This window comes from Streptomyces sp. 12E, from assembly GCF_055633275.1.
Genome location: NZ_JBVNCJ010000001.1, coordinates 6,869,920 through 6,883,718, shown reverse-complemented (window position 1 = coordinate 6,883,718; position 13,799 = coordinate 6,869,920). Strand labels below are relative to the sequence as shown.

The window sequence follows — 13,799 nt, the reverse complement described above, 5'->3', positions numbered from 1 at the left end:
CCGACAACGCGCAGGCGCCACGCCCGGTTCCGGACGGACGCGTTCGTCCCGGCCGGTCAGGCGCCCGGTCCCGGATCCGGGAGGACCGCCGCGTCGACACCGGCGCGCGCCGCCTCGAGCTGGGCCGCGAAGGCGATGCCGAGGAAGAGGGCGACAGCGGTGAGGTAGGCCCACAGCAGCAGCGCGATGAAGGCGGTGAGCGGCCCGTACAGGGCGCCGAACGCCCCGCTGCCCTCGACGTACAGGGCGAGCAGCCACGTGGCCGCGACCCACAGCAGCAGATGCACGGCCGAGCCGAAGGCCAGCCAGGTGTAACCGGGCTGGGTGCGCCGGGGGGACCAGCGGAAGATCACCGCCGAGGCGACCCACGCCAGCAGCAGCCCCACCGGCAGCTCCAGCGCGGTCCACCATCCCGCGCCGCCGGATCCCCCGGCCACCCGGACCACCGCGTCGCCCACCGCGTCGCCGGCGACGAGCACGACGAACCCGAGGACCAGCGGCAGGCCCGCGGTGAGCGCGAGGAGGACGGCCCTGCCGTACTTGCGGGGGAAGGGGCGGTCGCGTTCGATCCCGTAGATGCGGTTGGCGCCCCGCTCGATCTGGCCCATGGCGGAGGCGAGGTTCAGCAGGGCGAAGCCCAGGCCGAGCCAGAGCGCCAGCTCGCTCCCGAAGTCGTCGTGGGCGCTGCTCCGGGTCCCCTCGAAGGCGTCCTCGACGATGTCGGCGCTGGCGCCGGGCACGATCCGGCCGAGGGTGAGTTCGATGACCCGGCCCACCCCCTCGGTGTGCACGGAGGTCGCCAGCCCGACCAGCGCCACGGTGAACGGCACCATGCCGAGGACGAACTGGAAGGCGAGCGCCCGCGCGTTGGAGAAGCCGTCCGCGTAGCGGAAGCGGGCGAAGGAGTCGGTCAGCAGCCGCAGCCCCCCGTAGTGCCGCAGCGCGGCGAACGCCTCGTCCCCGGAGAGTTCCTCTCCGATCATGTCCCGGGTCTGCGGGACGTGGACCACGGTTCCCATACGCGGACGCTCCTCGCATCGAGTGGCTCTGCTCCACTCTTTGATGGCCCGTTTCTCCCCCGCCACACCTCTTGCCGCAAGCGGTCGGCGATGTGGTGCGGGTGGCGGGCGAGGGCCGGGCGGACCGGTTCCGCGGGGATGTCGTCGTTCCCCCTCGTCCGGCCCCGGGGTCCGCGAAGTGCCCGGGCACGGCCCCGTCCGCCGGCGAGGGAACCGCGGCCGTCGGGCCCGGTGCACTCGGCACGCGTCCGCCGGACCTCGCACAGGGCGTCCGCCCGCTCCTTCGCACGGCCGGGACGGATCCGGCACGGCCGTACGGCCTCGGAGCGCGTCGGGGCCGCGGTCTCAGGACGCGTCGCGGAGCGGGTCGTGGCCCCAGTTCATCAGGGAGTGGCGCCAGCGCGTGTCGCGTACGTCGCCGGACGGACGCTGGGCGAGATGGCGGCGGATGTAGCCGACGACCTTGCGCATGTGCGCGTAGTCGTCGTCGGAGAGGTCCTTCCGGCCGGCGCGGAGGAGGGCGACGATACGGCGGCCGGACGCGTGGCCGGTCGACTCGCCGCCCTCCCCGTGCTGCCCCGCGCTGCGGGAGTCGTCGGTGGCCAGCCACTCCTCGAGGTCGGCCGGCCTCATGTTGACCAGTTCCCGGAACTCGTCCCAGGTCTCGTCCGCGCGGTCGGGTTCCATGGCTTCCACGGCGCTCACTTCCTCTTCCTGAGCGCGGAGGGCTTGTGGACCGCCGGCTTGCCCGACTTCTCGCTGCGCACCTCGTACTGCGGTTCCTCCTCGGAGGCGGCGACCGTGCGCCCGGCCGCCTCGGTGCGTCCGGTGATCTTCTTCTCGACCTTGCCCTTCGCCTCGCCGCCGTGGCTGCTCCAGGCGACCTCGTCGCCCTGGCGGAGATCCTTCCCGCGGTCGTCGCCCTTGCCCATCCCAGGCGCCTCCTTCACACGGTGGTCGGCTTGCTTCCACCCTGGCGGCACGGCGGCCCGAGCGCATCCCGGGGCCGGCCCTGAGCAGCGGGACGACGGAGGTCGGACGAGGTCGAACCGGTCGAGGTCCATGACCTCGTCCCACGCCCTGACGAAGCCCTTCACGAACTTCTCCCCGACGTCGTCGCTCGCGTGGACCTCGGCGAGCGCGCGCAGCTCGGAGTTCGATCCGGGCACGAGGTCGGCACGGGCGCCGGTCCACTCGACCTCGCCGGCGGATCCGTCCCGCCCCGGCGGCCGGGGGACCGAACGCCGACCGCGCGTGTCGGCCCTTCGAGCCCCGGCCGGAACCGCCTGGGAACTTCCGGCGCAGGACACTAGCGTGACGCGGCTTCGGTGTCGTCGTAGACCAGCAGCCCGTCGTCGCGCAGGCGTACGCCCGGTGTGGGGCGGTGCGGTGTGTGGCGTCCGTCGTGCATCAGGTGACGCACGGGGACGCCACGGGCCAGGACGGCGAAGTCGGCGATGAGCCGCCGGTGGCACCGCCACCACACGGATTCGCCGCACATCACCGCGGTCGGCTCGCGGGCGGCCTGATCCAGCAGGGTGTCCATCGCGGTGACGAACCCGGGGGTCCGGGTGTGGGCCGCGTAGCCGCGGAAGGAGGCGTTGCGCCAGACGGTGTCGGGCGAGTCGGGCGGGAGCCTGCGGAAGCCTCCCAGGTCCCGTTCCCAGCGGTAGGCGATGCCGGCCTCGGGGAGCCATGCGGCCAGCCGGGTCCGTCCCAGGTCGGGGTCGCGGCGGCTGCCGGGGCCGATCCGGACGTCCACGACGGCGGCGATCCCCGCCTCGCGCAGCAGCCGGGTCAGGGCGTCCCGGCCGACGGTGCCGTGGCCGAAGGTCGACAACTCGCGTGGCATCATGGCGCGCCTCCTCGTACCGGGTTCAGGCGACGGGCTCCAGGCGGACGCAGCACCGGCCCGGCTCCGGCGCCAGGCAGGCCCCGAACCCCGTTTCACCGAGCCCTTCGAGGACTCCGCGCACCAGGTGCAGGTTCATGCCGCACACCGTCCTCGTGTGCGCGCGGGCCAGCGCGTGGAAGGGGCAGTTGCCCAGGACGACGGACCCGTCCTCGTGGCGCGGCTCGAAGCCGTACCGCTCCAGCACGCGGACCGCCTCCTGCCCGCCGTCGTCCACCCCGAGCCGGACGCCCGTCTCGTGCGCCTTGCGGTGCAGCACCTCGCGCACGGGTTCCCCGCCGGCGGCGGATTCCTCCACGGCCTGGGCGAGCAGCCGGCCGGCGAGTTCGTAGCGCCGGTCCGGGAGGCTGACGGCGACCTGCGCGGCCGAACGGCGGTAGAGCTTGGCCGGGCGGCCCGCGCCCGGCCCGCTGCGTCCGCTGCGCCGGACGTGGAGCACGTCGAGCAGGTTCTCCGCGGCCAGGCGGTCCAGGTGGAAGGCCGCGGTCTGCCGGGCCAGCCCCAGCGCCTCGGCCGCCTCGTCCCGGCCGACCGGGTGGCGACGGCTCACCACGTAGTCGTAGAGCCGCCGGCGGGTGGGCTCGCCGAGAGCGGCAATGGCCGAGATCGCCGCGATGTCCTTGTCGCGTACTTCTTCCGTGTCGTCCACGAACACCAGTGTAAAAGCGATGGCCATTGACTAAAGAAAGGATCCGCGCTTCTATCGTTAATGAAAGTTGTCTTTAGAAGAAAGGTGCAGGCCATGGCCTCCACAACCACGAGCGGCCCGCCGGTCACGCCCCGGCGGGCCACGCTCACCGACCCCGGCTACCAGGCGTTCGTGATCCTGCGCACCGGTTTCACCGTGGCGCCTCTCCTGTTCGGTCTGGACAAGTTCGCGAACCTCCTCGTCGACTGGCCCGCCTATCTCGCGCCGTGGATCGACGGCATCGTCCCGGGCAGCGCGCAGGCCGCCATGTACGCGGTGGGAGTGACCGAGATCGCGGCCGGCGTCGTCGTGGGCGTCGCGCCGCGCTTCGGGGGCTGGCTGGTCGCCGGCTGGCTCGCGGGGATCATCGTCAACCTGCTCACCCTGTCCGGCCACTACGACATCGTGCTGCGCGACGTCGGCCTGCTGCTCGGCGCGGTCGCGCTGGCCCGCCTGGCCCGGCGCTACCACGACGTCCGGGCCTGACGGGTGGTCAGTACAGGACGCGCAGGGCCCCGGGCAGGACCCTGACCGTGACCGGAAGAGCGGCGTCGACCTCCCCGTCGGCGCCGTAGGGGAGGTCCCGGTCGGCCTCGATGCGGATCTCCTCGCCCCGCAGGATCCGCACCTGGGGCCGGCGGACGTGGGTGCCGGTCCTGAGCTCGTTCATCAGGGCGAAGACCAGCCTCCGGGGTGCGTGACGGATCATGACGACGTCCAGCAGGCCGTCGTCCACGCGGGCGTCGGGGGCGATGAGGCGGCCGGAGCCGTAGCAGCCGGAGTTGGCGGCCACCACCGTGTACCCGGCGTGCGGGTGTTCCTCGCCGTCGACGGTGACCCGGTAGCGGGCCGGCCGCCAGGCGGTGACAGCCCGCAGGCCGCCCGCGTAGTAGGAGGCGGAGCCGCGCAGCAGCCGGGACCGGTTGGCGTGGCGGTTGGCGAGCGCGACCACCCCGGCGTACACGCTGCCGAGGACGACGACCCGGTCGTGGACGGCCGAGCGCACCTCGATGGTGTCGACCGGACGCGGCTCGCCGTGGAGCAGGACGCGGGCCGGGGCCGCCGGGTCCTCGGGCAGCCCGAGCGCGCGGGCGAAGTCGTTGCCGCGGCCCGCGGGGACCAGGCCGAACGTCGCGCCGGTCCCGCTGAGCGCGCCGCCGACCCCGCCCGCGATGCCGTCCCCGCCGACGGCGAGGACCGCACGACCCCGCTGCCCGGCCTCGCGGGCCAGTTCTCGGGCGTGGGCCAGGCTGCGGCTGTAACTCGGTCCGCAGGTCGGCGCCCTCCTCGCGCAGGCGCCGGGCCAGGGCGAGCAGGGCCGCCGCTCCGGTGGCCGCGCCCGCGGCGGGGTTGACGACGGCGGTGAACTGTCGCATCGGGTGCCTTTCGGGGCGGGCTTGCGGCGAGGGGACGGAGGGCCGGGGCTCTCGATCAGTCGGCGGGCAGCAGGACGCCGGGGTTGAGCAGCCCCGCCGGGTCCAGGCGCCGCTTCACGGCACGCAGGGCGTCGACGCCGAGCGGACCCGCCTCGCGGACGTACCAGTCCCGGTGGTCGGTGCCCACCCCGTGGTGGTGGCTGATGGTGCCGCCGGCGGCGAGGATCGCCTCCCCCGCGGCGTGCTTGGCGCGCGCCCAGCGCGCCACGGGGTCCTCGCCCCGGGCGCAGACCACGGTGAAGTAGAGCGAGGCGCCGTTCTCGTAGACGTGCGAGATGTGGCACATGACCAGGGGCGGGGTGCCGGCCCCGGTGAGGGTGGCGGTGAGCGCGTCGCACACGGAGGCGTACAGCTCCGGGACGCGGGACCAGAACGCCGCGGTCTCCAGCGTCTCCGCGAAGGCCCCGGCGTCCAGGAGCGCGTCGCGCAGGTACGGGGCCGAGTAGCGTCCGTGCGCCCAGCGCCGGCCCGGCTCCTCGCCCAGGGGCGTGCCGCCGCACGCGCGCAGCACGGCCGCGGCGTGCTCCCTGCGGTACCCGGTGTCCTCCTCCGTGCCCTCGTATCCCGCGACGGCCGTGCAGCCGGCGCCCCGCCGTGCGCCGGAGCCGATCGCGTCCGGGTCCGCCAGGCCGATCAACGTCTCGGTCTCGTCGGACAGCCGCGGCCCGTCCTGGGCGAGTCGGCGCAGGGCGGTGGTCCCCTCCTCGAAGGAGGGGAAGCGCCAGCCCTCGTAGACCGCGGTGCGCGGAACGGGGCGGACGCGCACGGTCACGGAGGTGATGACGCCGAACGCGCCCTCCGAGCCGAGGACCAGCTGGCGCAGGTCGGGTCCGGCGGCCGAGCGGGGGCGCGGCCGGTCTCGAGGGCGCCCTCGGGGGTGGGGAGCGTGAGGGAGAGCACCATCTCGTCGAAGCGGCCGTACCCGGCGGAGGCCTGGCCGCTGGAGCGGGTGGCGGCGAAGCCGCCGACGGTGGCCCACTCGTGGGACTGGGGGAAGTGGCCGAGGGTGAAGCCGTGTCCGGCGAGGAGCTCCTCGGCCCGCGGGGCGCGCAGGCCGGGTTGCAGGGTGGCGGTGCGGGAGACCGGGTCGAGGTCGAGCAGGCCGTCCATGCGCCGCAGGTCGAGGGCGACGAAGGGGCCGTGCCGTTCGGGGGCGAGGCCGCCGACGACGGAGGTGCCGCCGCCGAACGGCACCAGCGGCAGGCCGTGTTCGGCGCACACCCGCAGGACGGCGAGCACCTCGTCGTGACCGCCGGGCAGGAGTACGGCGGCCGGGACCGCGGCGACGTCGCCCTCGCGGATGCGCAGCAGGTCGGGGGTGGACTTGCCGCGCGTGTGCCGGACGCGGGTCTCCGCGTCGGTGCGCACCTGGGCGGCGTCGCCCAGGGCCCCGGTCAGGGCGCGGTGCGCGGCCGGCGTCAGCGGACTCGGCGGGACGGCCAGGTCCTCGAGGGCGAGGGATCCGGCCCCGCGCGGCTCGACGCCGAGCAGATCGCGCAACAGCCCGGTCACCGTGTCGGGCAGCGGCGTCGCCTCGGCCGGGTCCCCCCAGCCGCTCCACAGCATGTCCATGGCTGTGGGCCCTGCGCCACGAGGGGGCCCTGGACGAGAGCGACCTCCTCGACCGCCGCACCCGCGTCGGGCTGGTGCCGGCCGACCGGGACGCCGCGCTGGACGCCGTACGCGAGCTGCTGGACGACACCCGGGGACCGCGCCCCCCGGCGGGACGTGTCTGACCGGCGTCCTCCTCCCGCAGCCCGGCCGGTGCGGTCGGCCCGCTCGTGACGCGGGGCCGTCGACGGCCCCGCGCCCCGTGGACGGCTCGCCCATGGGGCTCGGGTCACGCCGGCCCCGCGGACGAGGCGGTCGTCACCTGCCGTGGACGCCGACCTCGCGGAGCGAGTACCCCCACTCGGTCCCCCGGTCCAGGAACCGCACGCGCAGGTGGCGGGCGGGCACGGGGGTGAACACGGCCGTGTCCAGGCCGCCGTCGCCGGAGGTGGTGGACCAGACGGTGCGCCAGTTCACGCCGTCGGTGGAGAGGTCGATGCGGTACGACGTCCCGTACGCGCGCTCCCAGTCCAGGGTGACGCGCCCGACCTGGTGGGTGGCGCCGAGGTCGACGCGGAGCCACTGGTCGTCGCTCCAGTCGCTGGCCCAGCGGGTGCCCCGGTCGCCGTCCACGGCCCGGCCGGGCGCATGGCTGGTGACCGGGTTCCACTCCGCCGAACTGGCCGTGGCCGGTGCGCCGGCGGCGAGGTTCGCCCCGGCCCGGTGCCGTTCGGAGGCGCCCCAGGTGTCGAGGTAGGACTCGGCGCCCTCGAAGAGGTCGTCCACCACGTGCTGCCCGCCGACGCGCCGGATGTCCTCGATCCAGTCGGGGACCAGACCGTGGTGCGCGGCTCCGTCGGTGTTCAGGTCCCAGGTGCGTTCGCCGGTGGTCTGCCGGTCGAGCACGGAGCCCCCGTCGACGCTGCGGAAGGGGTAGGTGACCGCGTCGGGCGCGTCCGCGCCGCGCGGGGCCGGCCAGCCGCCGACGCCGTTCATGTCCGTGCCGTAGCCGTAGCCGACGCCGTACTCGTCGCGCAGCGCCCGGGTGCGGTCCGCCTCGGCGACGAAGTCCTCCGAGCCGTGCATGTACTGGGCGACGAACCCGCCGAGGCCGTAGACCCGCTCGGTCCAGTCCAGGTCCATCCAGCTGTGCGACGAGAGCACGCCGGGGTAGGAGGCGGACTCGAGGATGTCGAGCACCCGGCCGGTGGCCTTGACGCTCATGTGGTCGATCTCGAGCATCATGTTGCGTTCCATCATGCCGCGCACGGCGTACTCGCCGAGCTCGGTGAGCCCGCGCACGTTGCACCGGGCGTCCTCGTCGTACGACGGGACCTCGACGCCCGCGGGGAGCTTCTTCTCGGCGCCGGGCGCGGGGGCGAGCCCGATCGGGTTGTCGGCCTGCGGTCCTGTGCACTTCCCGGTCCGCCAGAAGGTGCCGGTGGACAGGAACTGCCCGACGTTGACCGCGGTGCCGATCGCGCCCTCGTCGAAGCGCACGCCGCACAGCGCGTTGTCGAACTTGTGGCACAGGAACATGCTGCGCACGCCGAGTGCGTACAGCTCGTCCAGCCCGGCGTCGATGTCCTCCTCGTCGCACTGCGCGATGTCCAGGACCTGCTTGCACCCGAACGGTTCGGAGGTCTCGACGCCGAGGACGACGGCGAGTTTGCCCTGCGCGACGACGTCACGGGCCTGCGCGCTGTCGGTGACGATCCGGAACCAGCCCTTTCCCGGTCCGCCGTACATCCCGTCGACGTAGTCCTGCAGGTCGTACGTCAGCTCGGCCTGCAGCCGGATGGACGTCATCTCGTCGCAGCTGCGGTCCTTGAAGAAGTACACGGAGCAGATCACGCCGTTGGTGACGAGGTCGTTGACCAGCACCCGCTGTCCGCCGCGCCAGGCGCGTTCGATCCAGGCGTAGTAGTTCTGCTGGTGGGTCAGGGAGTCGTGCGCGGGCCAGTCCGCGAAGGTGGGCCAGCCGACCGGATCGTGCTTGCCGTCGCCGCCGCCTGTGAGGAAGTCGAAGACGGCGAGCGAGCCGTCGGGGTAGTGCTCGGGGCAGTCCTTGAGCGCGTCGGCGATCCCCTTCGTGGAGAAGGCCTTGCCGCAGATGAGCCGGCCGCCGAACGCCTCGTTGGACATGAGGTGGTTGTGCGCGTCGACGAACCCGCGTACCTCGCCCGCGGCGTTCGTGCCCTTGAACGGCTCCCCGGTGACGCCGATCCCGGAGTCGGGCGCGGGCCGGGCGACCGGATCCCACCAGTCGCCGTCGGCGGCGGAACCGGGGGTGGGCGCGAGGGCCGCGGCCAGTATGAGGAGGAGAAGCGTGACGACCCCGAGGTGCCGTCGTGTGCGGTACGTGGTCATTACGCACGTCCCTCCGTCGCGGAGTTGTCATGACCGGCGCAAAGATATGGGGTGAGGATCGCTACTGACGCGTAGGGCGTCAAGGGGCCGCGTCGCCCGTCCTCCCCGGATCCCCGGCGGAGGTCGCGGGACCGCGGCGTCCCCCGTGACTCCCGACCCCTTCGCCGGCGCCCCGGTCGGCGGCCGCCCGGCTCCCCCGGCGCAGGGGCGAGCGGCACCCGGGCCGCGCGGGAGCCCGCGGAGCACCGTCCCGGGCACGCGGGTCACACCCCGCACACCGCCTTCGACGGCGGCTTCGACGACCGGGGCGCCCGGACCGCCGCGCGAGGGCTCGCCCCCGTACGGCGGGAGACCCGCGCGAACGGCGTCCGCAAGACCACGCGCCGGGACCCCGAGGGGGGCGGGGCCGGCTCCGGCGGGGCGCCCGCCCGAACGCCGTCCCCCGGCACGGGGCGGCCGGCCCGGACTACCCCTCGCCGCCCTTCTCGTAGTGCAGGGAGATGGAGCGCAGCACGTCGGCGGAGGAGACGTCGGTACGGCCCTCGTCGTGGATCTCGGCGAGCTGGACGAAGGCGAAGGCGAGCGTGGAGGTGATCTGCACGATGGCGGGACCCAGCTTCTCGGTGACGAGGACCGCCACCTCGCGCGCGTTCGCGTCGACCGGCACCTGGATCCGCGGCAGCATCTCCTCCAGGAGCTGGGCGATGGCTCCGCTCCCCGTCATGTCGGCGTCCGGGTCCGCACGGAGGCGCCGCCGCATCTCGAGGGCCTCGGTCAGGATCCCCACGCCCCGCTGCATGATTTCCCGCTGCTCCATGGGCACAGCCTAGACGTGGACTGGCCCGGCCGAACCGATTCCGATTACCATCCTTTACCTGTGTGAATGAGAGCTTTGTCCATCGAGGGCGGCTGCCGCACGCGCGAGTGCCCTCGCCCGAGTGAGTGATCCATGTCCCGCACCGGCTCCACGGACGACGGCGACGAGCTTCTGGTCAGGCTCAGGACGCTGACGGCACAGGCACGCGCGCAGGCGGAGGTGCAACGCTCCCGGGTCGAACTGGCCGTCGCCCTGCAGCGCGGCATGCTCCCGAGGGGACTGCCCGTCGCCGACGGTGTGCGGCTGGCCGTGCGGTACGCGCCCGCGTACCAGGGGCTCAACGTCGGCGGTGACTGGTACGACGCCTTCACCATGCCCGACGGCCGGATCGGTCTGTCGATCGGCGACGTCCAGGGTCACAACATCGAGGCGGCCGCCTTCATGGGGCAGGTCCGGGCCGGGCTGCGGGCGCTCGCCTCCGTCGACAGCGAGCCGGGCGCACTCCTCGCCCGGACCAATGAGCTGCTGTTGTCCCTCAGCCCGGATCTCTTCGCCACCTGCACCTTCATGCGGCTCGATCCGGTCACCCGGCTGCTGGAGAGCGCGCGGGCGGGACACCTGCCGTGCGTGTGGGCCACCGCGGACGGCCGGTCCGGGGTGACCGAGGACGAGGGGGGTCCCCCGCTGGGCGTCCAGCACGGGGTGGTCTATCCCGTCACCCGCCACCGGCTCGACACGGGCGGTGTCTTCGTGATGCTCACCGACGGGGTCGTGGAGGGCCCGTCCCTGCACCTCGACGAGGGGCTGGACCGGGTGGTGCGGCTCGCGGGCGTCGCGGCGGTCACGCGCATGGACGCGGACGCGCTCGCCGCCGCCGTGATCAAGCAGGCCGAACAGGTGGGGCACGACGACGACGCGGCGGTCCTGGTGATCGGGCACGAGGGACTGGGCGGTCGGCCATAGGGCCGACAGAGCCGCACCTCTCGCCTCGCCGCCGCTGCGGCCTCGGTGTGTGATGGCATGTGTGGTGGCTCGCCAGGATCTTCGTACACCGGCCGTCCTCGTGCTCGAGACGCTGGTCGTCGCCGCCTGCTGCTACGCGGGGGGACGGCTGGGGCTGCTGAGCGGACTGACCGTCGAGGGCGCGGTGGTCTCCCCCATCTGGCCGCCGACGGGAGTGGCCGTCGCCTTCCTGCTGCTGCTCGGGCCGCGCTGCTGGGCGGGGATCGCCCTGGGCGCCCTGCTCGTGCTCATGCACCTCACCTCGCTCCGGCTCGCGTCGGTGGGCGTGCTGGTGGGCAACACCGCCGCGCCCGTGTGCGGGTACTTCCTGTTGCGCGCAGCGGGTTTCCGCACCGATCTCGGCCGATTGCGGGACTGTCTCAGCCTCGTGTTCCTCGGCGCCTTCGGGGCCATGCTGATCAGCTCGGCCACCGGCGCCGCCCTCCTCGTCGGCACGGGCGACCTCCCGGCCCGGAGCGTGTGGAGGGTGTGGCTGGCCTGGTGGGTGGGCGACGCGATGGGCGTCCTGCTCATCACCCCGGTGCTGCTGCTGCTCCCCCGGGTGCGCGCCCCGGCGCATCTGGGGAGGTGGAAGGAGGCGGCGGGCCTGATGGTGGTGACGGGTTGTCTGGTGCCCCTCGCCACCTTCAGCCCGGCCAGCCTGCTGTTCGTCATCTACCCGCTGCTGATCCTGGCCGCGCTGCGGTTCGAGCTCCCCGGCAGCATGCTGTGCGCCCTGTTCTCCTCCGTTCTGGCCACCAGCGCGGCGACCGACCGCGCCGGGCCGTTCCAGCACCTGTCCGACGTGGAGGTCATGGTCAACCTCCAGGCCTTCAACGGGGCGATGGCCCTGACCTCCCTGCTGCTGTCCGCGGTGATCACCGAGCAGCACAACACCAGGCGTTCGGTGGAGCGTGCGTGCCAGGAACTGGTCGAGGTGCTGGAGCATCTGACGGCGGGAGAGGCGACGGCCCGGCCTCCGCGGGACGAGGACGACCGGCCGCGGGACGCGGACTGACTCCTCTGGCCCCCGCCCCCTTCCCGTCCCCAGGGGCGGCGGGGCGAACGGCATGGGCATGAGCCCGGCTCCCGCCGCCGTCACGGCCGTGCCGGGGAGCCGGCACCGCGCCCCGACCCCCGCGGCCGAACGCGCCGCTCACTCCCGCAGGGAGTCGGCGTCGCCCATGACGATCACCGGGTGCCGGTCCGGGTCGAGGGCGAGCAGGAGCTCCTCCATGTGGCGCTCCGAGAGGCTGACACAGCCCTGGGTCGGCCCCTCGTGGTCGACGTGCAGCCAGATGCCGCCGCCCCGGTCGGCGCCGAGCGGACGGGTCCGGTCCAGCGGGGACGTGCCCGGCTCGCGGTTGTAGTCGATGGCGATGACGTAGTCGAAGGAGCCCTCCAGCGGCTCCCCCTCGAAGCCGGTGCCGCTCACCGCGAATCCCTCCGACCGGTCGTACGGCAGCCGGGTGCCGGGATCGGGCAGCAGCCCCCCGGCGTCGGTGAGGGTGAACACGCCGACGGGCGAGCGGAGGTCGCCCGCCCAGTGGTCGTCGGTCCAGCCCTTGAGGGCGTTGTGCGCGGGCCATGCCGGGCCGCCCTCCCATCCGGAGCCGGTGTGCTCGTACAACACGACCCGGGAACGGTTGGCGTCCCTGCCCCGGCCGGTGACGACGACCACCTGGCGGGCGTTCGCGGGGATCCACGCCCGGGTCCTGGGCCCGAGGCCGGGGATCCGGGCGGGCGCCCGCGTCTCCGCTCCGGCCCGGCCCCGTGCGGTGCCGGGCTCGGCGTCGGCGGTGCCGGGCGCGACGCGGGCCGGATCCGGCGCCCCGCTCACCGGGACGTCCCGCACCACGGTTCCGGTGTCCGTCCCGCACCCGCTCAGCGCCGCCAGCACGACGAGGACGACGAGGACGACGGCCGCCGACGCCACCCGGCGGCGCACGCGGAGGGGGGCGCCGGCCTGCCGTCCGGCACGGTGACACGGACGGGGCGGGCAGTCGATCGATGAAGCCATGCACTCAGCCTGACCTCGACTTCCCGGAAACGCGTCAGCTCCTCGCGCGAGTCCGCCGAAGTCCCCCGTCTGCCCCGCCCGGAGAGGACGCGGCCAGGGAGCCGTCCGGGTGACGGAACCGTACCCCGGGAGGGGTGCGGTTCCGCCGGACGGAGCACCGCGCGGGAGTGGCGCCACCGGTGGACCACGAACGGCGAGCCGGGTTCGATCACCACGTCCCCTTCGGCCGGACGGGTGATGGCGACAGAAGAAACGGTCAACCGCGCTCGGCCGTACCATGGCTGGCCACCAGGGGAACCAACAGGAAGAAAGGGACACCGCCATGTCCGAGAATTCGACGGCAGCGACCGACCTCACGTCGCAGTACTCCGCTCAGGTCGCGGGCGACCTGGAACGCAACGTCAAGGAGCAGGAGCGGGTCACCGCGGAGATCGCCGCGCTGCAGGAGCGGTTGACCGCGCTTCAGCACGACCACGCCCTGCTGGTGAACATGCAGCAGGCGCTGGGCCTCGTCCGGGCGCCCGCCGGGACGGCGTCGGGCGACGCGACCGTGCCGGCGCCTCGTACGAAGGGCGGTGCCACGTCGGAGGCCGGGCCGGGCGCGGAGAAACCGAAGCGGACCGGGAAGACGACCGCGCGCGCCACGTCCGGAAAGCCCGGCGCGTCGGGGAAGTCCGTCACCTCGGGGAGGTCCACGCGCAAGCCGGCCGCCGCGAAGGCGGACGGCCCCAAGCTGGTCGAGCTCGTCCGCCGGCACCTGGGCGAGCAGAAGGAGCCCCGCTCGGCGGCGGAGGTCGCGAACGCGCTCCAGCAGGCCCACCCCGGGCGCGCCATCAGGACCACGGTCGTGCGCAGCACCCTGGAGGGCCTGGTCGCGCGCAACCAGGCCCAGCGCACCAAGCAGGGTTCGTCGGTCTTCTACACCACGCCCGACAGCACCGGGCAGGCCCCGAAGACCGAGGACGACGCGCGGTCCTGACGTCG

General features: G+C 74.0%; 12 protein-coding genes and 3 pseudogenes. 4 read left to right on the top strand and 11 right to left on the bottom strand.

All coding sequences use genetic code 11. The features are described 5' to 3' along the window. Positions 1-56 precede the first annotated feature (56 nt). From ACZ8ZB_RS31645 to ACZ8ZB_RS31620, 6 genes and pseudogenes are all read right to left on the bottom strand, one after another. Positions 57-1,019: a YihY/virulence factor BrkB family protein gene (locus tag ACZ8ZB_RS31645; protein ID WP_470741012.1), complete on the bottom strand. Its 963-nt coding sequence runs from the start codon at positions 1,017-1,019 to the stop codon at positions 57-59. A gap of 345 nt (positions 1,020-1,364) precedes the next feature. Further along, complete coding sequence (locus ACZ8ZB_RS31640; RefSeq protein ID WP_470741633.1) at positions 1,365-1,706, bottom strand: DUF3140 domain-containing protein; 342 nt, start codon at positions 1,704-1,706, stop codon at positions 1,365-1,367. Between the two features lie 14 nt (positions 1,707-1,720). Then, positions 1,721-1,951 (bottom strand): hypervirulence associated TUDOR domain-containing protein, encoded by a 231-nt coding sequence (locus tag ACZ8ZB_RS31635; RefSeq protein ID WP_470741632.1) that lies wholly within the window; start codon positions 1,949-1,951, stop codon positions 1,721-1,723. A 105-nt stretch (positions 1,952-2,056) separates the two neighbouring features. Continuing rightward, positions 2,057-2,242, bottom strand: a pseudogene (locus ACZ8ZB_RS31630) (hypothetical protein); the annotation flags it as partial. 86 nt (positions 2,243-2,328) lie between these two features. Beyond that, complete coding sequence (locus tag ACZ8ZB_RS31625; protein WP_470741631.1) at positions 2,329-2,871, bottom strand: DUF488 domain-containing protein; 543 nt, start codon at positions 2,869-2,871, stop codon at positions 2,329-2,331. A 25-nt stretch (positions 2,872-2,896) separates the two neighbouring features. Then, positions 2,897-3,586: a helix-turn-helix transcriptional regulator gene (locus tag ACZ8ZB_RS31620; RefSeq protein ID WP_470741630.1), complete on the bottom strand. Its 690-nt coding sequence runs from the start codon at positions 3,584-3,586 to the stop codon at positions 2,897-2,899. Between the two features lie 87 nt (positions 3,587-3,673). On the opposite strand from ACZ8ZB_RS31620, the gene ACZ8ZB_RS31615 reads away from it, so the two are divergent. Continuing rightward, positions 3,674-4,105, top strand: a complete 432-nt coding sequence (locus ACZ8ZB_RS31615; RefSeq protein ID WP_470741011.1) for a hypothetical protein — start codon at positions 3,674-3,676, stop codon at positions 4,103-4,105. Positions 4,106-4,112: 7 nt separating this feature from the next. Here ACZ8ZB_RS31615 and ACZ8ZB_RS31610 read toward each other — a convergent pair. The 4 genes and pseudogenes from ACZ8ZB_RS31610 to ACZ8ZB_RS31595 form a co-directional block, all read right to left on the bottom strand. Then, positions 4,113-4,995, bottom strand: a pseudogene (locus ACZ8ZB_RS31610) (YegS/Rv2252/BmrU family lipid kinase). Positions 4,996-5,050: 55 nt separating this feature from the next. Continuing rightward, positions 5,051-6,627: pseudogene (locus ACZ8ZB_RS31605) on the bottom strand (FAD-binding oxidoreductase). A gap of 297 nt (positions 6,628-6,924) precedes the next feature. After that, positions 6,925-8,976: a discoidin domain-containing protein gene (locus ACZ8ZB_RS31600; protein WP_470741010.1), complete on the bottom strand. Its 2,052-nt coding sequence runs from the start codon at positions 8,974-8,976 to the stop codon at positions 6,925-6,927. 466 nt (positions 8,977-9,442) lie between these two features. Further along, positions 9,443-9,793 carry a hypothetical protein gene (locus ACZ8ZB_RS31595; protein WP_470741009.1) on the bottom strand — a complete coding sequence of 117 codons (351 nt, stop codon included), beginning with the start codon at positions 9,791-9,793 and terminating at the stop codon, positions 9,443-9,445. A 132-nt stretch (positions 9,794-9,925) separates the two neighbouring features. Between ACZ8ZB_RS31595 and ACZ8ZB_RS31590 the strand changes: the two genes are divergently transcribed. Then, on the top strand, positions 9,926-10,756 hold the full coding sequence (locus ACZ8ZB_RS31590; RefSeq protein ID WP_470741008.1) for a PP2C family protein-serine/threonine phosphatase: 831 nt from the start codon (positions 9,926-9,928) through the stop codon (positions 10,754-10,756). A 52-nt stretch (positions 10,757-10,808) separates the two neighbouring features. Continuing rightward, a complete protein-coding gene (locus ACZ8ZB_RS31585; RefSeq protein ID WP_470741007.1) occupies positions 10,809-11,813 on the top strand; it encodes an MASE1 domain-containing protein in 1,005 nt (334 codons plus the stop codon). A 138-nt stretch (positions 11,814-11,951) separates the two neighbouring features. Here ACZ8ZB_RS31585 and ACZ8ZB_RS31580 read toward each other — a convergent pair whose 3' ends face one another. Next, on the bottom strand, positions 11,952-12,815 hold the full coding sequence (locus tag ACZ8ZB_RS31580; protein WP_470741006.1) for a hypothetical protein: 864 nt from the start codon (positions 12,813-12,815) through the stop codon (positions 11,952-11,954). A 322-nt stretch (positions 12,816-13,137) separates the two neighbouring features. Between ACZ8ZB_RS31580 and ACZ8ZB_RS31575 the strand changes: the two genes are divergently transcribed. After that, positions 13,138-13,794: a hypothetical protein gene (locus ACZ8ZB_RS31575; RefSeq protein WP_470741005.1), complete on the top strand. Its 657-nt coding sequence runs from the start codon at positions 13,138-13,140 to the stop codon at positions 13,792-13,794. Positions 13,795-13,799 lie beyond the last annotated feature (5 nt).